At 53.7% G+C, this 24,646-nt stretch carries 19 protein-coding genes and 1 pseudogene; 14 read left to right on the top strand and 6 right to left on the bottom strand.

Annotated elements, in window-relative coordinates; all coding sequences use genetic code 11:
* Positions 1 to 14 precede the first annotated feature (14 nt).
* Genes PRJ_RS09885 through PRJ_RS09875 form a run of 3 tightly spaced genes read right to left on the bottom strand, consistent with a single transcriptional unit; the run spans position 15 to position 3,496 of the window.
* Complete coding sequence (locus PRJ_RS09885; RefSeq protein WP_104961258.1) at positions 15 to 1,103, bottom strand: mandelate racemase/muconate lactonizing enzyme family protein; 1,089 nt, start codon at positions 1,101 to 1,103, stop codon at positions 15 to 17.
* Positions 1,103 to 1,912, bottom strand: a complete 810-nt coding sequence (locus PRJ_RS09880) for an NAD(P)-dependent oxidoreductase (RefSeq protein WP_104961257.1) — start codon at positions 1,910 to 1,912, stop codon at positions 1,103 to 1,105. The genes PRJ_RS09885 and PRJ_RS09880 overlap by 1 nt, the downstream gene beginning before the upstream one ends.
* Before the next feature lie 60 nt (positions 1,913 to 1,972).
* Entirely contained in the window at positions 1,973 to 3,496 is a 1,524-nt protein-coding gene (locus PRJ_RS09875) for a CoA-acylating methylmalonate-semialdehyde dehydrogenase (protein ID WP_104961256.1), read from the bottom strand.
* Positions 3,497 to 3,834: 338 nt separating this feature from the next.
* Between PRJ_RS09875 and PRJ_RS09870 the strand changes: the two genes are divergently transcribed.
* The 6 genes and pseudogenes from PRJ_RS09870 to PRJ_RS30650 all read left to right on the top strand — a co-directional run.
* Complete coding sequence (locus tag PRJ_RS09870) at positions 3,835 to 4,602, top strand: DeoR/GlpR family DNA-binding transcription regulator (RefSeq protein WP_104961255.1); 768 nt, start codon at positions 3,835 to 3,837, stop codon at positions 4,600 to 4,602.
* A 124-nt stretch (positions 4,603 to 4,726) separates the two neighbouring features.
* On the top strand, positions 4,727 to 5,182 hold the full coding sequence (locus PRJ_RS30215) for an MFS transporter (protein ID WP_305888147.1): 456 nt from the start codon (positions 4,727 to 4,729) through the stop codon (positions 5,180 to 5,182).
* Positions 5,183 to 5,721: 539 nt separating this feature from the next.
* The gene (istA, locus tag PRJ_RS09860) at positions 5,722 to 7,236 is read left to right on the top strand and encodes an IS21 family transposase (protein ID WP_034000381.1); all 1,515 of its coding nucleotides are present in this window, start codon (positions 5,722 to 5,724) and stop codon (positions 7,234 to 7,236) included.
* A gap of 20 nt (positions 7,237 to 7,256) precedes the next feature.
* The gene (gene istB / locus PRJ_RS09855; RefSeq protein ID WP_034000379.1) at positions 7,257 to 8,012 is read left to right on the top strand and encodes an IS21-like element ISPre4 family helper ATPase IstB; all 756 of its coding nucleotides are present in this window, start codon (positions 7,257 to 7,259) and stop codon (positions 8,010 to 8,012) included.
* A 115-nt stretch (positions 8,013 to 8,127) separates the two neighbouring features.
* Entirely contained in the window at positions 8,128 to 8,493 is a 366-nt protein-coding gene (locus PRJ_RS09850; RefSeq protein ID WP_177429888.1) for an MFS transporter, read from the top strand.
* Positions 8,494 to 9,138: 645 nt separating this feature from the next.
* A pseudogene (locus PRJ_RS30650) lies at positions 9,139 to 9,381 on the top strand (amino acid transporter); the annotation flags it as partial.
* Positions 9,382 to 9,594: 213 nt separating this feature from the next.
* Here PRJ_RS30650 and PRJ_RS09840 read toward each other — a convergent pair.
* Positions 9,595 to 10,032, bottom strand: coding sequence for an Lrp/AsnC family transcriptional regulator (locus PRJ_RS09840; protein WP_104961253.1), 438 nt, complete (start codon positions 10,030 to 10,032; stop codon positions 9,595 to 9,597).
* A 168-nt stretch (positions 10,033 to 10,200) separates the two neighbouring features.
* Between PRJ_RS09840 and PRJ_RS09835 the strand changes: the two genes are divergently transcribed.
* From PRJ_RS09835 to pabB, 8 genes are all read left to right on the top strand, one after another.
* Positions 10,201 to 11,351, top strand: a protein-coding gene (locus PRJ_RS09835; RefSeq protein ID WP_104960814.1) for an IS3 family transposase whose coding sequence is annotated in 2 segments (ribosomal slippage) — positions 10,201 to 10,435 and positions 10,435 to 11,351 — 1,152 coding nt in all. Because the reading frame shifts where the segments join, the coding sequence is not laid out codon by codon here.
* Positions 11,352 to 11,861: 510 nt separating this feature from the next.
* Positions 11,862 to 13,133: a serine hydroxymethyltransferase gene (gene glyA, locus PRJ_RS09825; protein WP_104961251.1), complete on the top strand. Its 1,272-nt coding sequence runs from the start codon at positions 11,862 to 11,864 to the stop codon at positions 13,131 to 13,133.
* A 58-nt stretch (positions 13,134 to 13,191) separates the two neighbouring features.
* Positions 13,192 to 14,517: a D-serine ammonia-lyase gene (locus PRJ_RS09820; protein WP_104961250.1), complete on the top strand. Its 1,326-nt coding sequence runs from the start codon at positions 13,192 to 13,194 to the stop codon at positions 14,515 to 14,517.
* A gap of 105 nt (positions 14,518 to 14,622) precedes the next feature.
* On the top strand, positions 14,623 to 15,525 hold the full coding sequence (folD, locus tag PRJ_RS09815) for a bifunctional methylenetetrahydrofolate dehydrogenase/methenyltetrahydrofolate cyclohydrolase FolD (protein WP_104961241.1): 903 nt from the start codon (positions 14,623 to 14,625) through the stop codon (positions 15,523 to 15,525).
* Positions 15,526 to 15,535: 10 nt separating this feature from the next.
* Positions 15,536 to 16,432, top strand: a complete 897-nt coding sequence (purU, locus tag PRJ_RS09810; protein WP_104961240.1) for a formyltetrahydrofolate deformylase — start codon at positions 15,536 to 15,538, stop codon at positions 16,430 to 16,432.
* Positions 16,433 to 16,653: 221 nt separating this feature from the next.
* Positions 16,654 to 18,000 (top strand): gluconate:H+ symporter, encoded by a 1,347-nt coding sequence (locus tag PRJ_RS09805; protein ID WP_104961249.1) that lies wholly within the window; start codon positions 16,654 to 16,656, stop codon positions 17,998 to 18,000.
* A gap of 93 nt (positions 18,001 to 18,093) precedes the next feature.
* A complete protein-coding gene (gene folK / locus PRJ_RS09800) occupies positions 18,094 to 18,660 on the top strand; it encodes a 2-amino-4-hydroxy-6-hydroxymethyldihydropteridine diphosphokinase (protein WP_177429887.1) in 567 nt (188 codons plus the stop codon).
* 43 nt (positions 18,661 to 18,703) lie between these two features.
* A complete protein-coding gene (gene pabB, locus PRJ_RS09795) occupies positions 18,704 to 20,056 on the top strand; it encodes an aminodeoxychorismate synthase component I (RefSeq protein WP_104961248.1) in 1,353 nt (450 codons plus the stop codon).
* Between the two features lie 206 nt (positions 20,057 to 20,262).
* Here pabB and PRJ_RS09790 read toward each other — a convergent pair whose 3' ends face one another.
* Together PRJ_RS09790 and PRJ_RS09785 are read right to left on the bottom strand one after the other, a co-directional pair.
* Positions 20,263 to 21,177, bottom strand: coding sequence for a LysR substrate-binding domain-containing protein (locus PRJ_RS09790; protein ID WP_104961247.1), 915 nt, complete (start codon positions 21,175 to 21,177; stop codon positions 20,263 to 20,265).
* A 1,731-nt stretch (positions 21,178 to 22,908) separates the two neighbouring features.
* Positions 22,909 to 24,162, bottom strand: coding sequence for a D-amino acid dehydrogenase (locus PRJ_RS09785; RefSeq protein WP_104961246.1), 1,254 nt, complete (start codon positions 24,160 to 24,162; stop codon positions 22,909 to 22,911).
* Positions 24,163 to 24,646 lie beyond the last annotated feature (484 nt).

Below are 24,646 nucleotides of genomic sequence, written 5' to 3'. Positions count from 1 at the left end.
GTTGCGCCGCGAGCTCAGCCCCGGCGGTACTTGTTCATCACGTCGCAGTCGGGCTCGAAACCCAGGCCCGGCACCTGCGGCACCTTGATCAGGTCGCCGCTGCGCAGCCCTTCCACATCCGCCAGCCAGGCGTCGGGTTGCACGAAGTTGTATTCCAAGGCCTGGACCGAGGCGTTGGCCGCCGCCAGGTGCAGGCTGGCGAAGAAGCCCGGGCCGAAATACGGCGAGTGGGGCGTCAACTGGCTGCCGGCCTTGCCCGCCTGCTCGATGATGGCAAGGAATTCGGAAATGCCGCCGACCTTGGTCACGCTGGGTTGCACGATATCCACCGCGCCCGCCTGGAAGGCCTGGGCGAACTGGAACGAAGTGGTCCAGTTCTCCCCGGCGGCGATCGGCAGCGAACCACGCAGGCTGGACAGTGCGGCGAAGTCCTCCGGCGGGTACACCGGCTCCTCCACCCAGGTCAGGTTGAGGGCTTCGAGACGCTCCCGGTTGCGCTCGACGAACTCCACCGACCAGGCGCAGTTCACGTCGACGCAAATATTCTTGTCCGGCCCGGCGACACGGCGGCAGGCCTCGATGATGTCGAGGTCGATCTCGTGCAGTTTGATACTGTTGAACCCGGCGGCGATCACCTCTCGACAGGTCATGGTCGCCAGTTCCTCGGTGCCGTAGCGCACCATGCTGGCGTAGAACGGGATCTGCTCTCGGCGGCCCTCGCCGAGCAGTTGGTAGAGCGGTTTGCCGGCGCGCTTGGCGGCCAGGTCCCAGAGGGCGATATCCACCCCGCCGATGGCGAAGATGGTGATGCCGTAGCGCCCGAACATGTGGATCGAGCGCTGCATCTGCCGGTTCCACGCCGGGATGTCGTCGATGGTGCTGCCGATCAGGCTGGGCAGGATCAGGCGGTCGATGATCGCCTTGGTGGCATCCACGGTGAAGTAGCCGAACCCTTCGCCCCAGCCGACATTACCCAGTTCGTCCTCGAGACGGATCAGGGCGAACTCCAGGCTCTTCCAGGCGGTGGGCATGATCCCGACCCCGGTACCACGCAGATGGAAGGGAATCTCGACGATGGAGACTTCAGCCTTGACGATCTTCATCAGTTTTTCCTCGGATCAGGGAGCGAACTCTTGGCGAAGAAGCCGCCGACAAAACCGGCGCCCTCCTCCTCGGTCAGGTAGGTGAACGGGCGGAACGTGGCGCTGTGGTTGCGCGGCGAGTGGTCTACCGGGCGATAGCGGCGCTCGAAGGCTTCATCGTTCTTCAGCAGCGGCTGCGGGCAGTTGGAAATGCCGTAGACCACCCGGAACGGCTCGCCTTGGCCTTCCAGGCCGAGGCGAATCATCTGTACCAGGTCGGCGGCGCTGACCCACAGGCGTTCGCGGCGACCGTCCACCACCTGCGGGTCGGCATTCCCGATGCGGATGGCCAGGCATTCGATACCAAAGCGGTGAGCGTACAGGGCGCAGGCCGCCTCGCCGAAAGCCTTGCTCAGGCCGTAGAAACCGTCGGGGGCGATCGAGGCGCTGGCGGTCCAGGGCTCGTTCCTGACCGGGTGCAGCCCCACCGCGTGATGGCTGCTGGCAAAGATGAAGCGCCCCACAGCGAACTCGCGGCAGGCCTCCAACAGGTTGAGAACGGCGACGTAATTGGGCGCCAGGGTCGCGGCAAAGGCGATGTCCGGCGCCACTGCGGCGGCCAGGTGGATTACCCCTACGGTGCCGCGCACGGCGGCATTGGCGATGGCCGGATCGGCCAGGTCACCGACTACGGCCTGCTCGCCGTCGCGTAGGCCCTCGATGGGATTCAGGTCGCACAGGCGCAGGTCGTAGTCGTCGAGCAGGATCGGACGCAACAGGGTCCCGACCCGGCCCGCTGCGCCGGTAATCAGCAGCTTGGGTTTGCTCATGGCAGTGCTCGCTGTCTTGTTGTTGGAAGGCACGCCGACAGCCGCCGGCGTGCCGGGTCATCACTTGGCGGTGGGCATGCTGAACTCGGGGCCCTTGGCGATGCTGTCTGGCCAGCGCTGCATGACGCTCTTGTAGCGGGTGTAGAAGCGCAGTGCTTCTTCGCCGTAGGCGTGGTGTTCACCGAACAGCGAGCGCTTCCAGCCGCCGAAGGAATGCCAGGCCATGGGCACCGGGATCGGCACGTTGATACCGACCATGCCGACCTGGATGCTGCGGGCAAAGGCCCGGGCCACGCCGCCGTCGCGGGTGAAGCAGGACACGCCGTTGCCGAACTCGTGGGCGTTGATCAGCTTCACCGCACTGGCGAAGTCCGGCACCCGGACGATACCCAGCACCGGGCCGAAGATTTCTTCCTTGTAGATAGTCATTTCCGGGGTGACCTGGTCGAACAGGGTCGCACCGACGAAGAAGCCCTGCTCCGCCCCCGGCACCTGCAGGCCGCGACCATCGACGATCAACTTCGCCCCTTCCGTGACCCCGCTGTCGATATAGCCCTCCACCTTGCCCTTGTGCAGTGCCGTGACCAACGGGCCCATATCGGCCTGCGGGTCGACACCGTTGCGCACCCGCAGGGCATCGATACGCGGCAGCAGCCGGGCGATCAACTCATCGGCAACATCGCCTACCGCTACGGCGATGGAGATCGCCATGCAGCGCTCGCCGGCCGAGCCGTAGGCCGCGCCGATCAGCGCGTCCGCGGCCTGGTCGAGGTCGGCATCCGGCATGACAATCATATGGTTCTTCGCCCCGCCCAGGGCTTGTACCCGCTTGCCACGAGAGGTCGCCTCGCGGTGGATGTACTCGGCGATCGGCGTCGAACCTACGAAGGAAATCGCCTCGACGTCGTCATGCTGGAGCAGTGCGTCGACCGCCACCTTGTCGCCCTGGACCACGTTGAACACGCCGTCCGGCAGGCCGGCTTCCTTGAGCAGGCGGGCCATCAGCAGACTGGCCGACGGATCGCGCTCGGAAGGCTTGAGGACGAAGGTATTACCGGTAGCCAGGGCCATCGGGATCATCCACAGTGGCACCATCACCGGGAAGTTGAATGGCGTGATGCCGGCGCACACGCCCAGGGCCTGGCGCAGGTTCCAGTTGTCGATACCGCCACCGATATTGTCGGTGAACGCGGTTTTCAGCAGATAAGGCGCGCCGCAGGCAAACTCGACGATCTCGATGCCGCGGGTCACTTCGCCCATGGCGTCGGAGAGCACCTTGCCGTGTTCGGCGGTAATCAGCCGGGCCAGTTCCTCATGGTGCTGGTCGAGCAGTTCCTTGAAACGGAACAGGATGCGCGAGCGACGCAGCGGCGACAGCTCCGACCAGGCCGGGAACGCCGCCCGGGCCGCAGCCACAGCTTCGTTGACAGTCATCGCCGAGGCCAGCGCGACCTGCGCCTGGACCTGGCCGAGCGCCGGGTTGAACACATCGGCCTGGCGCTCGCCTTCGAACGAAACGACCTCACCATCGATGAAATGCCGGATAAGGCCGGACGTCTCGTGCTGGGTAGAACTGCTGCTCATGTACTCACCTATTAGTTGTGGTTTAGGCCCCATTGATGGAGCACGACTCAATGCCGAGGTACGGCAGCGCTTGCCTTACAAGAAAACCAATCGAAGCAGAACACTAATATATCAGTATATTTCTTACAAGACTTATCGCTACAACCCTCCATGAACCACCGTCCCGCTGAGAAATTGCGACGGTGATCGGCCCCTAAGACGAAGCAGCAGCCATGACAGCCCTTGCCTGAAGGCTTCAGGCACAGCAAAACGCCCCCAGCTAGGCGTTGCGAAAAGACAAAAAATCATGCAAAAATAAATACAAACAAGACAAAGCGTGCAGCCGAGGCGAAGAAATAATGCTGAATCAGGAGCGACAAGACCAAATTCGCGCACGTTTATCCTTAGACGGAAGAGTTATCGCAGCTGAACTGGCTAAGGAGTTCGGGGTATCAGAAGATGCGATAAGACGCGATTTACGTGAATTGGCTCGTATGGGTTTTTGTCGGAGGGTCTATGGTGGCGCTCTCCTCCCTGCTCCAGATTTTGGAGGGATCCAAGAGCGCACAACCGAGCTCATTGATAGTAAGAATCAATTGGCAAAATCTGTCGCGAACCACGTGACTGATGGCGCTACCATTTTTATAGACGCCAGCTCTACAAATATCGCTGTGGCCGCGGAACTACCTAAAAACATCAAAATTACAGTCATCACTAATGCACCTGCTATCGCAGTAGCATTAACAGATCACGTATTGTGCAAAATCATTGTATTGGGCGGAACCTTCAACCCAATCAAAGGTGCATGCCTAGGAAGCTTGGCAGTTGAAGAAGCGAAAAAAATTTATGCTGACATCCTCATTCTCGGAGCTTGTGGCGTGGACAGGACTGTAGGCATTACAGCATTTGACCCTGAGGAGGCCGAATTCAAAAGATGCTTGATAAATCAAAGTTCGCTGGTAATCGCGCCCATCACGTCTAACAAAGTCGGTACAGTTGCTCCATTCAAGTTATGTGAAACCAGCGACATTGACATCTTAATCGTGGAAGACAATGTCCCTCCCTCAACGATAGAAAATTTTAAAGAAATCGGAATAAAGGTTGAAATTTCCGAAAAAAAACTTTAACGATCGGTTAATAATCGCAAACTCGAAAAGCTTGTAAACCATGAACAAGTGCTCAATTGAATGTAATAGTGCGTATGAGCTAAAATGAACCGGGGTCGAAAAGTGGACAATCGCCATCCTTTGACTGGCCGCTTTCGTCATAGTCACCACGAAATTCATAATTATAGGACTGATGCCCACCTTGGCGAGAGATTTGAATATCTCCATTCCGATAGCTGGGCAATTGGTTACAGAATTTGCGATAACAGTGGTATTTTCCGGGCCGCCGTTAACTGCGGCATTCGCCCGCATCGAGCGACGCTCTCTCTTCACTTGGATACTTATTGCGTTCGCAGTGAGCAATGTAGCGATAGCACTCGCGCCAAACTATTGGACTGTGCTTATTGCACGAATTGTTCCTGCAGCGCTGCTGCCCGTTTTTTGGGGTGTCGGTAGCGATGCAGAAGGAAAATTAGTCGCCAAGGAAAAGGCAGGCAAGGCCATTTCTCAAGTGTATATCGGAGTAACTGCCGCTCTGCTATTCGGTCTACCACTGGTTACGGTGCTGGGTGACGCGTTTGGCTGGCGCGGAGCTTTCTGAATCTTGGCTTTGATGTCGCTCGCGATGGCGGGTCTTTTGCGCAAGGTCATGCCGGAGCTAGCTCCCGGCCCCCAAGAGCCGCTAAAAAACCAGATTGCCACGTTGGCAAACCGATTTTTCATCGCCAATCTCCTGCTCTCGCTAGCGGAGTTCACCGCCATGTTTGGCGCATACACCTACCTCGCCGATATGCTGGTGCGCTCAGGAGGTATAGCGCCGGCTCAGGTCGGCTGGTGGTTGATGGGCTTTGGCACGGTGGGCTTGTTGGGAAATAACCTTGCCAGCCGCCTAGTTGATGGACACCCTGTCAAAGTGGGGATTCCATGCGCACTTGGACACCCAGTCCACGCTGACTTGGACACTCATTCCACGGCCACTTGGACACTCATTCCACGGCCACTTGGACACTGATTCCACAAGCACTTGGACAGTGATGTTCCACTGATCCGATCCATGCTCAGGCAGGCAGCAACGCAGGATTATTCACTACCATCGACCTCTTTTCTCGAAGCGAAGAGGTCATCGTGGAGCGTATATCCATGCGTAAAATCCGAGAGGTACTACGTCTAAAGTTCGACGCTGGCCTGTCCGTGCGCAAGATCGCCGCCAGCCTGCGCATCAGTAGCGGCAGTGCGGGCAATTACTTGCACCGTTTCAACGCTTGCGGGCTGAGTTGGCCGACATTGTTATCGGATGCCGAACTGGAGCGATGCCTGTTCCCTCCAGCACCAACAGTTCCCAGCGATCAACGTCCGATGCCTGACTGGTCTTGGGCGCATGCCGAGTTACGCCGCCCCGGCGTCACTTTGGCCCTACTCTGGCAGGAATATCGACTCGCTCACCCGCAAGGCTTCCAATACAGCTGGTTCTGCGAGCACTACCGCCTCTGGGCCGCCAAGGTCGACGTTGTCATGCGCCAGGAGCACCGTGCCGGCGAAAAGCTGTTCGTCGATTACGCCGGACAGACCGCGCCCATCATCGACCGACAGACCGGTGAAATCCGTCAGGCCCAGATCTTCGTCGCCGTCCTCGGCGCGTCCAGCTACACCTTTGCCGAGGCCACCTGGTCGCAGAAACTGCCCGACTGGCTGGGCTCGCACGCCCGCTGTTTTGCTTTTTTCGGCGGCACATCGCAGATCCTGGTGCCCGATAATCTGCGCAGTGGCGTCACCAAGGCGCATCGCTACGAGCCGGACATCAACCCCAGTTACCGCGATCTCGCCGAGCATTACGGCGTAGCCGTACTGCCCGCGCGTTCGCGTAAACCCAAGGACAAAGCCAAGGTTGAAGTGGGTGTGCAAGTGGTCGAGCGCTGGATCCTGGCAGTGCTGCGCAACCGCCAGTTCTTCTCGCTCGGAGAACTCAACACGGCAATCAGCCTGCTGCTCGAACGCCTCAATCAAAAGCCCTTCAAGAAGCTGCCCGGCTCACGCCGCTCGGCCTTCGAGACCATCGACCAACCCGCACTGCAACCGCTACCAGAACATCCGTATGTCTACGCCGAATGGAAAAAGGCGCGGGTGCACATCGACTATCACGTCGAGGTCGAGGGCCATTACTACTCGGTGCCGTACCAGCTGGTGAAGCACCAACTCGAAGTGCGGCTAACCGCTAAGACCGTCGAGTGCTTCCACGCCAACCAGCGGGTGGCCAGTCACCTGCGCTCGCTGCACAAAGGCCGCCACACCACCCAAACCGAGCACATGCCCAAGAGCCACCGGGAGCACGCCGAATGGACACCGCAACGGCTGATCCGCTGGGCCGAGCAGACCGGGCCTAACACCGCTGGCGTTATCGCCTACATCCTTGAGCGCCGAATCCATCCTCAGCACGGCTTCCGCGCCTGCCTGGGCATCCTGCGCCTGAGCAAGCAGCACGGCGAAGAGCGGCTGGAAGCCGCTTGCCAGCGAGCGCTGGCACTGGGCGCGTGCAGCTACAAAAGCCTTGAATCGATCCTGCGCCAAGGGCTGGAAAAGCTACCGCTGTCCCAGCAAAACCTGCCGCTACTGCCCGACGAACACATCAACCTGCGCGGCCCTGGCTACTACCACTGACCTGAAAAAGGAGCACCAAAATGCTGCCCAACCCGACACTCGACAAGCTGCAAACCCTGCGCCTGCACGGCATGATCAAGGCGCTGAGCGAGCAACACGCCACGCCCGATATCAATGATCTGAGCTTCGACGAACGCCTCGGCCTGATGGTCGACCGCGAGCTGACCGAACGTGAAAACACGCGTCTGAGCAGCCGCCTGAAACTGGCACGACTGCGCCATAACGCCTGCCTGGAAGACATCGATTACCGCAGCCCACGCGGCCTGGACAAGTCCCTGATCCTGCAACTGGGCAGCGGCCAATGGCTGCGCGACGGCCTGAACCTGATCATCGGCGGCCCAACGGGCGTAGGCAAAACCTGGCTCGCCTGCGCGCTGGCTCACAAGGCCTGCCGCGACGGTTACAGCGTGCGCTACCTGCGCTTGCCGCGCTTGATGGAGGAGCTGGGCCTGGCTCACGGCGACGGCCGTTTCGCCAAACTCATGGCCGGCTATGCCAAGACCGACCTGCTGATCCTGGACGACTGGGGCTTGGCGCCGTTTACCGCTGCGCAGCGGCGCGACATGCTTGAACTGCTGGACGACCGCTACGGCAACCGCTCGACGCTGGTCACCAGCCAGATGCCGGTGGACAAATGGCATGCGCTGATCGGCGACCCGACCTTGGGCGATGCGATCCTCGACCGGCTGGTGCACAACGCTTATCGGATCGAACTGAAGGGCGAATCGATGCGCAGACGCGCAACGAAATTGACGGCGACAGAGACTTCAGACTAACAATGCAAACCTGCGTCGCTGCGCTCCGACTGCCTGTCCAAGTGGACGTGGATCAGGTGTCCAAGTGAGCATGGAACGAGTGTCCAAATGATCGTGGGCTGAGTGTCCAAGTGTCGTGGAATCCGCAGTCAAAGCCAATATCCTTTTCTGCCTCATGCTTGGCGCAGGTGCCGTAAGCGCTGTTCTGTTTGCTGGACAGTTAATCTTGTTTGTGGCTTCCCTCGTGATTTGGGGTGTCGCACACACGGCACTCTTCCCGCTTGGGCAAATACGTGTCATCAATGCAGCCCGTAGTGGTAAAGCATTGGCTGGCACGCTGAATATCTCTGCGTGCAACAGCGGTATTGCTGCCGGTGCGATGCTCGGCGGATGGACCATAGATTTCAGCGAAATCACTGCCGCCATTCTTGCCGCCAGCGTCCTCATCGTGCTATGTGCCTTTGCAACTCCGGCAGTTGAGCGGTTGCGTCCCGCTGCATAGGGCGTGGCTTCGTTTGGTTTTTAGGCGAATCGAAGAATGCAGCAACACACCTTGTTCGATATCCGTGAATACATTTTATATGAACGCTAGCACATGGAGTAGAAAGAGAACTCAACAACACTTCCTGCATGGAGCCGCCTGGCGAAAACTTAAAGCGGCATACTGCACGGCTTTACGGCAAGTCTCATGATACCCAAGCGCTAACCGCTCCTCAGAAGCAGGCAAAGCGATGCAGGTACTTGCATGACCTTCGTAATCGCCAGTTGCCTTTGGCACTGTGCTTACGTAATAGTGCGCCATAACCCTAACCTATCAACTTGATGAAAAAACTCATGGATAACACAGAACACAGAACACAGAACACAGAACACAGAACAGCCAAGCATGGAAAAGCATCCAGCCTACGATAACTCCCAAGCCTAAGAAACCTTAACTTCTCTCCCAGTATAACTTACGCCATCGATACTCACTCCCAATGAAATTACAGCATTAGCGTTTGGGATTATGCATATCGTTGCGGACTACCGAAGGGTACGCCCTGCTCCACTTTGTCGATGATGCCTCCCTTTCCTATGATAACTACTTGATTGGTGACCACCCAACCAACTCTATCTCCTTTCTGACCCAGCGCATAAAGCGCTCTCCAAATCATCTATTCCTGTGCGAGGCCTAGTGTTCTCCTGCCTGTGCATGTGTGCAGGGTTGGTGATCTTGTTCATCATCCCAGAGGTGATGACCGCATTCACTATGCTTACCACCATCTCAGCTATCCTGTTCATCTTCGCTTGGGTAATGATAATGGTGGCCTACATCCTTTACCGGAAGATCGATCCACAGCTGCATATAGCGTCCAACTTCAAAATGCCAGGTGGGCTGCTGATGCCTTGAGTCGTATTGGCGTTCTTCGCATTCGTGATCGTGCTCCTTGCACTGGAACGCGATACCTTGTACGCCATGCTTTGCATGCCCATCTGGTTCGTCATTTTGGCTGTGGCGTATCGTCGTGGAAAACAAATTCCCCAATTGCACAGTGAGACTACCGCCTCATAGCAAAAAAGGCTGCCAAGTTTATGACTGGGCAGCCTTTTCAAACATCGTGAATTAAATTAGCTTGCTCAATACAAAAGTCGTTACGGTATTTTCTACACTAGGCATCCCTGCGATCATTTGCCAAACCATGTGAACGCGCTCAGCGTGAGCAGCTTCAATCCGAACCATAAGATCAAACTCACCGCTCATGACCTCGCACATGGTCACCTCAGGAATTGATCTGACACCCTTCACCACATCGTCACCCCGCATTCGATCATGCCGATACACAAAGATGATTGCGCTGATCGGTGGAGAGAGCTTGCGCCCTTCTCCTGTACGAATCGTGTAGCCCTGGATAGCTCCATCGCGCTCCAATCGCTCGATACGCTGACGTACAGCGTTACGCGATAGGTTGACCTTTGAACCAAGCTCAGCGTGGGAAATCTTGGCGTTCGCAGTCAGCTCTGCAAGGATGCGCTCATCTTGGGGATCGAGCAGACGTTTCATACTTGTTTCCTATACGCTTCGAAGGAACCGGGAGAACCCATCGATATCTCCCTTGCTCAGTACAACATGATCTACCTCGAGGTCAGGGGTGGTCGCAATCGCCAGTGAATCGCCCCTGGTTTCGTAGACACCTCCAAGCCTCATAATGAGGCCCAAATAGGAGGTGCCATGAGTCGTCAGCGTTACCCTGAAGAATTCAAGATCGAAGCGGTCAAGCAAGTCACCGAGAAAGGCAAGCCCGTCGCCGATGTTGCCCAGCGCCTGGGCATGTCCGTGCACAGCCTTTATGCCTGGATCAAGGTCTACAGCAAGCCCCAAGAGCAGCGTCAGCAAGACGACGATCAGCAGGCCGAACTGCGCAAGCTGCGCGCTGAACTCAAGCGCGTGACGGAAGAGCGAGACATCTTAAAAAAGGCCGCCGCGTACTTTGCCAAGGAGTGCGGTTAAAGTACGCCTTCATCAAGAAGCACTCGACTGATTACCCGGTGCGGCGCCTTTGCCAAACCCTCAAGGTGCACCCCAGCGGCTACTACGCCTGGCTGGCCGAGCCTCAATCTGCCCGAGCAAAAGAAGATCAACGTCTGCTTGGCTTGATCAAACACGCTTGGCTAGAAAGCGGAGGCGTATACGGCTACCGCAAAATTCACGATGACCTACGTGAGCTAGGAGAGGAATGCGGACGAAATCGAGTCGGGCGCTTGATGCAGGCGGAGGGGCTGCGTTCGCAAACGGGCTATCGGCGGCGTCCAGGGTTTTACGGTGGTAAACCAACAGTGGCCTCGCCCAACCACCTCGCGCGGCAGTTCAATGTCAGTGAACCGAACAAGGTCTGGGTGACAGATATCACTTACATCCGCACCTATGAAGGATGGCTCTACCTGGCGGTAGTGCTGGATCTGTTCTCACGCCAAGTAATTGGTTGGTCAATGAAGCCAAGGATGTGCAGCGACCTCGCTATCGACGCAATGTTGATGGCTGTGTGGCGACGCAAGCCACAGCAGCAAGTGATGATTCACTCAGATCAGGGTAGTCAGTTCAGTAGCTCAGATTGGCAAAGCTTCTTGAAGGCTAACAATGTAATCAGCAGCATGAGCCGGCGGGGAAACTGCCACGACAATGCCGTAGCCGAGAGCTTTTTCCAGCTTTTGAAGCGGGAGCGAATCCGACGAAAGATCTACACAACCCGTGAAGAAGCCCGAAGTGATATTTTCGATTACATCGAGATGTTCTATAACCCTAAACGCCGACACAGCAGTGCTATGCAGCTGTCTCCAGTAGAGTATGAGAAACGCTATTTCCTGAGCTTGGAGAGTGTCTAGGAAACCAGGGGCGATTCAAAAGGAGGGCTTATGCAGCGATCAATTCTCATACTTTAAATGCTTTCAAGTGACCGCCTCTACTCCGACCAAGTGATGATGGCTACGACGGAAGACAGCACGGTAATCCTCAAATGTCCAGCCACGACTTTCTTCAATTCGGTAACATCAGCCTTGGTCGAAGCTAGCTCGTCAAAGATCGACCTCTTATCGGGAATAGTCAAATCGACGCCGCACCCACAGAGCTCCTCCAAATCAGTGCTCGCACCATGCTCCAGCAGATATCGGGGGACTATTGATACTGAAACCTCAATCTTCTCAGCAGTAGCAGACATTTTTTGCACAGAAAGCGTCCGCGGATCGCACGTAACCTACTGAAACTATTGTTTTTACCCCTATAGGCGACCCGCGCAAATGTTAAGTTTTTCTTATGTATATTTAAAATATTATTCGCTTTTATTAATCTAGAATAGGATATAGCTTCGAGGAAACACCAAGAAAGGCACCGTTGTAATGACTCAATCCTACTTCAACGATAACCTTGCTGAACGCGACCCGCTGATCTTCAAGGCTCTCCAAGACGAGAAAAAGCGTCAGCAAGGCCAGATCGAATTGATCGCCTCTGAGAACTCAGTAAGCTCCGCATCCTTGGAAGCAATCGGCTCCGTTATCACTAACAAGACTGTTGAAGGCTATCCAGGCAAGCGCTTTCACGGCGGAGCTGACTTTGCTGACGTTGTAGAGCAGGCCGCAATCGGACGCGCCAAGGAACTGTTCGGTTGCAGTTTTGTAAACGTGCAGCCGCACTCCGGTACACAGGCCAACCAAGCAGTGTTCTTCGCGCTGTTGCAAACAGGTGACACAGTACTGAGCCTCGATTTAGCCGCTGGTGGCCACCTGAGCCACGGTGCCAAGCCTAACCAGTCGGGTCGTTGGTTCAACATCGTGTCGTACGGTGTAGATCGCGAAACCGGTCGTATCGATTACGATAACGTTCAGACCCTGGCCTTGGAACACAAGCCCAAGCTCATCATCGCGGGTGGGTCGTCTTACCCACGTGAGATTGACTTCCCACGCATGCGTGGGATTGCCGACAAGGTTGGCGCTACCTTCTTGGTGGACATGGCTCACTTCGCCGGTCTAGTCGCAGCTGGCGTGCATCCTTCTCCGATACCATATGCCGACATCGTGACATGTACCACCACCAAGACATTGCGCGGCGCTCGCGGCGGCCTAGTAATGACCAACCGCGAAGATCTCTTTAAGAAACTTCAACCCGCTGTATTCCCAGGCGTACAAGGCAGCGCGCACCTGGCAACCATCGCTGGTAAAGCGGTTTGCCTCGGCGAAGCCTTGACTGATGAGTTCAAGACCTATGGCGCCAACGTCAAAGCTAACGCTTCTCTGCTTGCAGAGGTTCTGCAGAAGCGCGGTGTGCGCATCGTCAGCGGTGGCACTGATACTCATCTTGTTCTGGTAGACGTCTCCTCCAAAGACCTGACCGGTCAGCAGTCGCAGGACGCACTCTCCGCAATCAACATCACCTCGAACAAGAACCCGATCCCGTTCGACAGCACCAAGCCATCGGAATGGAAGGGGTTACGTCTTGGCTCCTCGGCGGGCACCACTCGCGGCTTCGGTGCGAAAGAGTTTGAAATCATCGGGAACCTGATCGCAGACATCTTCGAGGCTCAAACTGCTGACGGGCCGACCCATGCCGCCGTCATCGAGAAGAGCCGTGCAGTGGTTGCCAAGCTGGTTGCTGACTTCCCAATCTATGCCTAAAGGGTATGTGGCGGGTGCGTAGAACACCTGCCCTACTCCACGCTGTAGGAAAATAAAAATGAGCGTTCAACTTCCCAATGATCCAGCGCGTGATGATGTTTTGGCTGGCCGCCCTGCCCTTTGGCTGAACCCGAACCTGAAAGCCAACGGCATCGCTGATCCGTCGCTACCGATCCGAGCTGCTCAGGTAAAAGAGGCCGAAGATAACTGGCAAATGCTGGCTCCGCTGTTGGAGACTTGCTTCCCCGAACTGAAAGCGTCGAAGGGCCGGATTCAGTCCAGGCTAATCGAGGCTGAAGATCTTCGCGGCGCGCTGGGTTACGGCACCTCGCAGTACGGTCGAGTGTTCGTCAAAGCCGACGGTGATTTGCCTGTTGCAGGCTCCATCAAGGCGCGCGGTGGCGTTTACGAAGTCTTCATGTACGCCAAGAAAGTGGCTGAAAAACGTGGCATTCTGACCCCAGGCGGTGACATCACTGTATTGGCTGGAGAGCAGGCGCGCGCTCTCTTCAATCAGCACACGATTGCCGTGGGCAGCACCGGTAACCTGGGTTTGAGCGTTGGCATCGCAGCTCGCGCCCTGGGCTTTCGTGCCGTCGTACATATGTCGTCGGACGCCAAACAATGGAAGGTTGATCGCCTCACTCGTCTGGGCGTTGAAGTCGTGCAGCACAAGGCCGACTACACCACCGCTGTTGAACATGCTCGTATCGATGCAGAAGCGGATCCCACTATCTACTTCGTGGATGACGAACGTTCGCAGGTACTGTTCTTTGGATACAGCGCGGCAGCCAGCGAGCTGGCTGAACAGCTGAAAGATCAGGGCGTTACCATCGATGAAGACCACCCGCTATTCATCTACCTGCCGTGTGGTATCGGCGGAGCGCCAGGTGGCGCTGCCTATGGCCTGAAAGCCATCTTCGGCGATGCGGCCCACGCATTCTTCGTTGAACCCGTGCAGTCCCCTTGCGCGCTAGTACACATGATGAGCGGCTCCAAGGAGTTGGTGTCGGTGTACGACGTAGGCCTGACTAACCGAACTGAGGCAGATGGTATGGCAGTGGCTCGCATGTCGGAGTTCGTTGCCGACGTTATGAAGCCCATGCTGTCAGGTGTATTGACGGTAGATGACGACGATCTCTTCCGCTGGCTGTGGAAGGCTCAGAGCACTCAGCAAATCCGCCTTGAGCCATCGGCGACAGCAGGTTTTGCCGGCCCTGAATTCATCGTGAACAGCACTCAAGGTCGCGCTTATCAAAAAGCTCATGGACTGAGTAATAAACTTGCTCAGGCAACACACGTTATTTGGACAACAGGTGGCGCCTTCGTTCCTGAAGAGCAATTCAAGGAATTCATGGCGCGCGGAGCTTCTCTGGTCAAATAAGACCAAAGCTGCCCATCGGGATATGCCCCTCATATCCCCCTCCGTTAGAAATACAGTACCTAAAGAACCAATTACGCCAGTCAATGACGTTGAGGTGATAGCTCCATGAACAACCAATCCCTGGCCGTCCGTATCGACGGTAAAGGCTTTGCCGCTAATCTTGTCGAAAAACTGACAGATGATGTAGCCGAAATTAAAGAAAAGACCGGACTCATCCCTGGGCTGGCTGTTGTACTAGTGGGTGAGGATCCTGCAAGTGGTGTCTATGTAAGTGCTAAGCATCGCCAGACACTCGCCATCGGTATGCAATCGTTTGTCTATAAGCTACCTGCTGATACCACTCAAATTGAACTGATGGCACTGCTGAGAGAGCTAAATATCGCACCGGATGTAAACGGGATTTTGGTGCAATTGCCGCTGCCAGCTCATCTGGACACCAACGCGGTCATCAATGCGATTGAGCCAGGTAAAGATGTCGACGGCTTCCACATCCTCAATGCTGGCCGTCTTGCGACAGGCCAGGATGCGTTAGTGCCCTGCACTCCATTGGGCTGCCTAATGATGCTCAAAGAGCGCCTGGGCAGTCTGGCCGGGATGCATGCTGTGGTTGTAGGTAAATCCAATATTGTCGGCAAGCCTATGGCGCAGTTGCTCATGGCGGAAAACTGTACTGTTACCGTCGCGCATTCCAAGACCCGCGACGTCCCGGCGCTATGTCGCACCGCCGACATTCTGGTGGTGGCAGTAGGTAGACCAGAGATGGTCAAGGGCGACTGGATCAAGCCAGGCGCAGTCGTGATCGACGTAGGCATCAACCGCATTGAACGCGACGGTCGCTCCCGCATTGTCGGCGATGTGGCCTACGACGAAGCAGGCCATGCATCGGCGATCACACCAGTTCCGGGCGGCGTTGGCCCAATGACCATTGCTTGCCTGCTGGCAAACACTGTGACCGCATTCAAGCGTCAGCACAAAATCGCAACTAAAAATGAAGCTGTTGCCGTTTAAGGTGATTCAAATGACCAAGACTAAAAATAACTACGTACTTCGAGTTGCTTGCCCTTCGATCCACGGCGTAACCGCTGCCATCACCAGCTTCTTATCCTCTCGCGGCTGCAACATCCGTGACAGTGCACAGTTTGACGACGAAAGCACTAACCACTATTTCATGCGGATCACGTTCCGCTCGGAACAAGGTCAGTCGCTGGAAGACCTGAAGAAAGAGTTCCAGCATCTTGTTGAAAAATACAAGATGGAATACGAGTTCTTCGATGAACGCGCCAAGCGCAAAGTCATCCTTATGGTTTCCCGCTTCGGCCACTGCCTGAATGACCTGCTGTACCGCTGGAGCATCGGCGCCCTCCCCATCGACATCGTCGGCGTGATCTCCAACCACCTGGATTTCCAGAAAGTAGTTGAAAGTCACGGCATTGCTTACCACCACATCAAGGTGACCAAGGAGAACAAGGCTGAGGCCGAAGCCGCGCAGATGCGCATTGTGCGCGAGACCGGTGCCGAGCTGATCGTGCTTGCACGCTACATGCAGATTCTGTCGGACGAGATGTGCCAGCAGATGTCGGGCCGCATCATTAACATCCATCACTCGTTCCTACCGTCCTTCAAGGGCGGCAGCCCGTACAAGCAGGCCTTCGATCGGGGCGTCAAGCTGATCGGTGCCACGTCACACTTTGTCACCGCCGACCTGGACGAGGGCCCGATCATCGAGCAGGACATTGTCCGTATCACCCACGCGCAAAGCCCGGATGACTATGTTTCTCTGGGTCGTGACGTCGAAAGCCAAGTGCTGGCCCGGGCAATCCACGCCTACGTCCATGGCCGGGTGTTCATGAACGAGAATAAAACGATTGTGTTCCCGGCATCACCTGACTCTTACTCGTCTGAAACTATCGGTTGAGATGATCGGGGTTCGCGCTCATTTCACCAAAGCACCTGCGTGTTTGAACAAACAATTAGATTAGGTGACTCGTAACCTCTTGAACATTCATTCAAGGGGTTGCTCCTACTTTTCAATATAACAAAGTTGAAGCAAGCCATGCCAAGTTAATAACACCTCGTCACTTTACCCATCTCATTTATAGATGCACGAATAACGAAAACAAGGTGCAAGGCATAGAAATGCAAGATACTACCTGGCTATTAGGAGTTCTGTTCTCCTCGATTGCAATGATCATCTTCCTGATCATGAAAGTACGACTTCACGCGTTCCTGGCATTGATCATTGCGTGTTTCGTTGTCGGTTTCGGCTCCGGTATGCCTGCCACTCAAATTGTCAAATCCCTGGAGTCAGGTATCGGCGGAACCCTTGGTTTCCTGATAGCCATCATCGGGCTTGGAGGGATCCTCGGCAAAATGCTCGAAGAGTCTGGTGGCGCCGAGCGGCTGGCGAAGACATTGCTCGATAACCTGGGGTCTACCCGTGCCCACTGGGTCATGGCCATCGTCGGTGCGATTGCCGGCATTCCAGTGTTCTTCGAGGTGGGGTTCGTACTGCTCATCCCATTGGTCTACGTCGTTGCCCGGGAAACGAAGATCAACCTGATGTTCCTCGGGATCCCACTGGCCATCTCCCTGATGACCATTCACTGCATACTCCCCCCTCATCCCGCCGCCATGGCGATCACCGGCATGCTGCATGCAGATGTTGGCACAGTGATTCTCTACGGCCTCCTGGTTGGCATTCCCACCATGATCATTGCCGGGCCGATCTGGGTCAGCCTATTCTGCAGCAAAGCTGCCAGTGACAAACAGCAAAGCTTCCTAGAATCCCATGGCAAGCATCTAACCGCTGAACGGACGCTCCCAAGCATAGGCATAACCCTGCTCACAATCGCCCTGCCACTCATTCTAATGGTGTTCAAAACCGCTGCGGCTGGATTACCGGCGGACTTGCTGGTGCAGCACGTAGCGCAGTTTGTAGGTAACCCGCTAACCGCACTGATGATCTCGGTTGCCTTCGCCTATTGGTCACTTGGCTTGCGCCAAGGCCGCACAATGCAACAGCTGCTGGAAATCACCCAGCGCAGCTTCCCGGCCTTAGCGAACATCATCTTTGTGATCGGTGCCGGTGGCGCTTTCAACGCCGTACTGATCGAAAGCGGCGTCGGCAAGGCCATCTCGAATATGTTGGCCGGCACCGATATCAACCTGATCATCCTGGCCTGGTTCATAGCCTGGTTGATGCACTTTGCCGTTGGCTCAGCCACCGTAGCGATGGTCAGTGCTGCAAGTATGATCAACCCGATGCTGGCAGCCGATCCTCATCTGAAGCCAGAGATCTTGGTGATTGCGATCGGTGCAGGTTCGATTGGCTGGGCTCATGTAACTGACTCGGCATTTTGGGTAGTCAAAGAGTACTTGAACGTCTCCCTATCGGAGGCACTGAAGAAATTTACCGGTGGTACAGTCGTAGCGTCCATCGTCGCACTGCTAGCCACGCTACTGTTGAACTACATCGTAGGTTGACAGAAGCTGAATGCCATTGTTGGCCCCTCCCCCGACCTATTTGACGTCGAACGGAATGGACGTCAAATAGGTGAGAACGTGTGGATCAATCTCATGCCAGTACATCACGTTTATCTTGGCCTCGGCAGTAATGTGGAGCAAGAAATCCACATCGAGATGGCCTTAGAGATGCTTGAAGAGCATATCACCTGTATTCGCCGATCACCGGTTTATGAAAGCGTCTCGACCGATCCTAGACAAGGCCCGTTTTACAACCTAGTCGTAGGTGGTAGCACCGAACTCAGCCTGGCAGAACTTCATGATTGGATCAAAGATATTGAGCTACTTCATGGACGTACCGGCAGCACACAACGATTCATTCCACTTGATATTGATATCTTACTGTTTGATGATCTCATGGGCACCCATGAAGGTATGGAGCTGCCTAGAGCAGAAATCATCGACCGCGCATTCGTGCTCTATCCGTTGCAGCAACTGGCACCACACCTCACGCACCCGAGCCTAGGTATTTCCTTTAGCGAGTTGTGGCGCCAGTTGCGGCCTGGCCCGCTCCTATCGCCTGTCCGCTACCCCTTCGGCATTAGCTCTTTTGGCCTGCAACTCAAACCAAAAAAATTCAACGCCCTGGCGATCCGTGCCAGCTCGCGGCTTACGAGATAGCTGTGTCAACAACCCATAAGCATTGAGCTCACTGGAGCCCTTCATGCAGCCTTTTTACGTGCATCCCCTCCCCTATTTCGCAGATCCCACAGTCTTCTTTTCAGCGATTCGGAGTGCGCCTGGCGCCGTTCTGTTCGACTCAGGTCGCCCCACCTCTCAACGAGGCCGCTACGACCTGATGAGTGCGTGGCCAATTAGAAGCTACCAGCCGTGTCAAGATGAGCCCGCCGAAGTATTTGCAGAGCGTTTGCGCTCAGCACTCAGAGGTCTGGAAAGAGGGCAATCGGATGAAATTCTCCCTTTCACAGGCGGGCTAATGGGGTATCTCAGTTATGAATTCGGCCGTGCAATAATGGGATTACCACCTGATAACAATGAACAGATCCCCACTGCCCGCATCGGTCTGTATTCCTGGGCACTAGTTTCAGATCATGAAGCTCGCCAATCTAGGCTAATCTTCAATCCGGCTGTAAAGCACCAGGAACGACAAAGCATCATTTCGCTGTTTCAGTCGGACATTTTAAATAAAAAGGAAGAATTTTTTACGCTCCACGCACAGTTCGCACCAACAATTGACTATGATTGCTACAAAAATGCAATTTCGAGCATCCAAGATTACATAGCAGCGGGTGACTGTTACCAAGTGAATTTTACCCAGCGATTTTCTACCTGTCATTCAGGCAGCCCATGGAGCGCCTATCTGACCCTACGTAAGAATTGCGCAACCCATTTCGGTGGCTACATCAACCTGGGGCAACATAACGCCATCATGAGTTTCTCACCTGAGCGCTTCATTCGATGCTGCAATGGGTCGGTTGAGACTCGGCCTATAAAAGGCACCATGCCAAGAGGTCAGACACCAGCTGAAGAGAAGCACTTCGCAGACAGGCTGCTAAAAAGCGAGAAGGACAAGTCAGAAAACCTGATGATTGTTGACCTGCTTCGCAACGATATCGGCAAGAACTGCAAGTTCGGTTCAGTAAGCGTCCCCGAGCTTTTCAGCATTGAATCATATCCAAATGTTCATCACCTAGTCAGCACCGTCCGGGGCGAACTGGCAGACGACAGAGATCCGCTTAACCTGCTGTTCGATGCCTTCCCCGGTGGATCAATCACAGGAGCACCGAAGAAACGGGCCATGGAAATAATCGATGAACTGGAGGTTTCTGAGCGCAGTATTTACTGCGGCTCGATGTTTTACATCGATGTAGACGGTCATATGGATAGCTCTATTACCATCCGCTCGCTACTTGCGAGCGGCGGAACGATCAGTTGCTGGGGCGGAGGCGGTATAGTGGTAGAGTCAACCGCGGTTAGCGAGTACCAAGAATCCGTAACGAAGATCCAAAACCTGCTGGCGTGCCTAGAGAACTATTTCCTGCAGCTACCCGCCTAGCTCATCCCGTCGACCATAGATCCGTAAACTGGGTGAATTTCTACAGGTTAATATGCCTGAATAGTCCTGCCTCCACACGGTAATGAGTGAGAGCGGACAGCACGTAGTTCACCGTAAGTAAACACTTATGCGACAGTTAACGTTAAGTCACCCAACAAGATTTGCGCTATAAAATATAGCATATAAAACAGCGCGCACTGTCGAAGTCACACCTCACTAGAGGCACGACTCCTTATCACTTGTTGCTCCAAGCACTCCATAAAAGCCTTTAGTATCGGGCTTTTCTTTTCTCCTTTGCGAAAGGCCATGGATATATTTCGCCTGATCTCCGGCTCCAGCCGACAGGCATATGTGCCTTGCATATCCACTCGAGCTCTCAGACCAGGCAGGATAGCTATTGCACACCCTTCCTTCACAAGTTCACGAGTTACTTCGAAACCTTTACACCGAGCCATGATATTTGGATTGTATCCGGCCCGCTGACAAGCATCCCTAAGCATCCGCGGATAAGTCGTTGACGCAGTATCAATTACCCAGCTTTCATGCTCCAGGTCTTTCCAAGAGACTGAGCTTCGTCCTGCAAAGCGATGCGCTGAGGAAATCAATATATTGAAAACATCTTCGATAAGTGGAGTTATTTCGATACTCGGATCAAGCAAGCTTGCTGGAACATTCAAGTCATCAATTAGCGCTATATCAGTTTGCCAGCTGCGAAGGGCATTCATGCCGTCCTCCGGCTCCATTTCCTCGAAAAAAATATGTAGCCGCGGGTGAGTAACTCGAAGAGTCTGAATCGTCTTAGGTATCAAGGCAGCAGCTACCGTTGGGAAGGCAGCAACTCTTAGCTCTCCAGCTACTACTTTTTTTAACTCCGCCATATCAGCGCGCGCAGAATCCAGCTCCTCAAATATTCGGTTAGCACGCTCAACTAATGTACGACCGGCGATCGTTAACTCTACACCTCGCCCACGTCGTTCAACCAAATCGATGCCAAGCTCTTGCTCAAGTAAAGATATTTGTTGAGAGACAGCAGAGGGTGAGACATGCATGGCTTCGGCGACCGCAGCCATAGTTTTACGCACTGATAGCTCTCTGAGCGCACCCAACTTACTGATATCCATAACATTCAACCCTTAAACTTTTCACCAGACCAAAAAGTTAACTTAACTTAAGAATATCGTGAATAATAATCGCTTTTTTAGAATTAGTAAAGCAGCACACCGCCAACCGGCTCCCGGGGCTACAAAAGCACTTCATACAGCTAATAAATCCCTAAGCAAGCTTTATCAAAGCTGAAATTACAAAAACTTTGACATCACAGATATGACTTTTTAGATTCAATCTCTCTCATACCACGTCGCGGCTTTGATTCCTGACCCCTAACTATATACACCAATCCGTTAGCGACCTGTACTACCGCCACTCCATAGATTCTACTTAGCGAACAGCGTCATCAGTTACACCGCTTTCTTGTTCAAGCGAGAACGACGCTTGATATGGCCGAAATCACGCTTCAGCAACCGAGGCGAACGCTACAACTTCGCACGTTTTTAACTTTGGTCTTTTCGTTTTTACGACATGCTTTATAAACGCACTATACAAACTCAAGCTCCCGTGATTTGTTAATCGGGCACAAACTTCAAAATTGGTGTTCGCCGCTTATATTTTCGTCTTTTCTCAACAAAGCATAAGGGCATATACCCTATCAGCACTGACGATATTTTCTGCACTCTGCAGTAGATGTAAAACTTTAGTCATGCCGGCTACGTTCGCAGCGTAGCAATGGACGTGAGGCCTCAACTCGCTCAGAAACCATACAAACTTTCACAGCTAGGAAACAATGCCCTTCAATTATTAATTTAACGCACTTAAGATCCGCACTTTGCATTATTTGTCTTGACCGAACTGGGCGGGATTAATTGTGGCATGATAGTCCACTGAAGCAGCGACAGCCATTTTTGGCAGATAATCGTCGAGTGCAATCATATAACGCATAAACCATGGCTGGATCACTCTACCTAAACTAGGTTTAGTCCCCGCGCATGCACAACATCGCATGTAATGAGTAAGACTTACGGGCGCCACCTACTTTTAGATAGTGCGGATCGATCAGCCGAGTAAGGCACTGCACGGCACGACGAGCTTTATCTCAGCCGAGAAACGTTCACGCCGGATTTGGCTACGCTTACCGACGTGTTCCGAATCGAAAAGATAGACAAACTCCTAAAGCATTGACAGTTATGGAGTTATGCTATGTAAGAGGGAGGGTTTTCTCGAGATTAAACCTGGAATATTTACTAAGAAAAGAGATGCCACAAGAACTTATGGACTAGCCTACAAAGATACACACACATTTAACCAGCACAAAAGGCGCAAGCAACGAAATAATATTTAACACGAGTATACCTCATACTGCACAAGTACGAAAAATTAGGCCAATAAAAACCAGTTAATGTAAAGTCTGACCTGAACCAGGCCTTACATTAACCACAGCGGAATAACTAAAAACAACGCATTGACGAATACATAAGGATCATACACGGCGACCCACAAGAAAATTCGAGTAGTACAATCTCGAAATAACCTCCCCAACAATCCCTCACGCCAGGCAGATCAGCACCATTCTTCAAAAATACTGAACCCGAGAAAAATACTGAACGCGAGGCAAGAAACCATTAACTACTCCTCGCAACCACCAAAACACTTCAAACCTTTTAGGCGTTCTGGCGATTACTAGAAAACTAAACTTAAATCATATACCGGACCTCCAATCATACATCCCATACCATTATGCAAAACGACATCACTAACACTTTGTTTTGTCAGCGATCTCTAAACCCGATCAAGCTAGGTTAACTGTAGCGAGAAATATCCAGCCCATCAGAGCTGATTTGCGTTTTCTTATTAGCAAGCATATCTGCTAACAATCGAGCCGACCCACATGCCATAGTCCAGCCAAGAGTACCATGACCAGTATTTAGATAGAGATTTTTAAACTTTGTTGCCCCTACAATAGGAGTACCATCTGGCGTTGCAGGGCGTAGGCCTGTCCAAAAGGAAGCCTGCGTAACATCCCCCCCAAGAGGGTACAAGTCGTTCACAACACTTTCCATAGCTTTGCGGCGTTTAGAATCCAAGTCAAGATTGTAGCCGTTGATTTCTGCCATACCACCCACACGAATACGATCATCAAATCGTGTTATCGCAGTTTTGTTCGTCTCATCCACAATTGTTGAGGTTGGCGCCATTTCATAGTCGGTAATAGGTATAGTCAAAGAATAGCCTTTAAGTGGGTAGACTGGAACTTTAATCCCTAAAGGCTTAAGTAATTGATTACTGTAGCTCCCTAGCGCCAATACATATGAATCAGCCCTCTCAACCCTACCATCAATGACTACGCCAGAAATATAGTCTCCGCTTGAATTTATTGCTTCGATGGTACTGCCAAAGCTGAACTTTACGCCAAGACTCTCAGCCATTTGCGCCATCTTCAACGTGAACCGATGGCAGTCGCCGGTCTGATCATTCGGTAAGCGCAACGCCCCGGAAAGTTTATGGCATTCCGAGGCTAAAGCTGGTTCAACCCTTGCAATTCCTTCACGATCGAGAACCTCGAAAGGTACGCCAGACTGTTCGAGAATCGCTGTGTCTTTGGCAGCACTGTCGAGTTGGGCCTGTGTTCTAAAGAGCTGGGTCGTTCCAAGTTGCCTATCATCGTATGTAATGCCAGTTTCTCGACGCAATTCATCAAGACAATCTCGACTGTACTCCGAGAGCCGAACCATGCGCTCTTTATTCACCGCGTAACGCCCTGCCGTACAATTACGTAGCATCTGAGCCATCCAAAGATACTGCTCAATGCTAGTTGTTGCCTTTATCGCAAGAGGGGCAAGATCTTGGAGCATCCACTTAATCGCCTTAATAGGCACACCCGGTGCAGCCCAAGGGGCCGCATAACCCGGAGAGATTTGGCCGGCATTACCGAAACTCGTTTCCATCGCTGGTCCAGCCTGACGATCAACAACGAGTACTTCAAAGCCTTCCCTAGCAAGATAATAGGCACTCGTAACCCCAATAACACCTGCGCCCAGCACGATAATACGCATACAACACCTCTTAAAATCCAGCATATATAGACTGTAAATATTTCACATGATCACTTACAGTGCCAGCACTGCCAAGAACACTAGTAGTTAGACTGAATTAATGACCGGAAATTCATATTGTACCCGACACACTCAATACTATTACCAACGCTTTAAAATTCTCTAGACCTTAAGCCGCTAATATGCTGGAGCTTACGTATCAGGAACCGCAATGCGACAGATTACAAGGTGGTTTCAAAGCAACTAACACAGTCGGACTCGTAAGTTGTGCACGGATCATTTTCTTGTTAAACATAGCGCGCCCCCAACGCACCCCTTGGTCAGTGCCCAGCTCCTGCATCGTCACATATTTAGCAACAACTGCTGTTAATAAATTTAGTAGAGCCTCTTTCGTGATGCCGCCTGCCAAAAATTTAACGAGCTCACCCTGAGCTGCCTAGAGATTAATATGTAGCTATCGAAGAACGAAACACTTTCCGCCCCC

Source organism: Pseudomonas sp. XWY-1 (assembly GCF_002953115.1).
Lineage (GTDB): Bacteria > Pseudomonadota > Gammaproteobacteria > Pseudomonadales > Pseudomonadaceae > Aquipseudomonas > Aquipseudomonas alloputida.
This window is presented reverse-complemented; position numbering and strand designations above follow the sequence as displayed.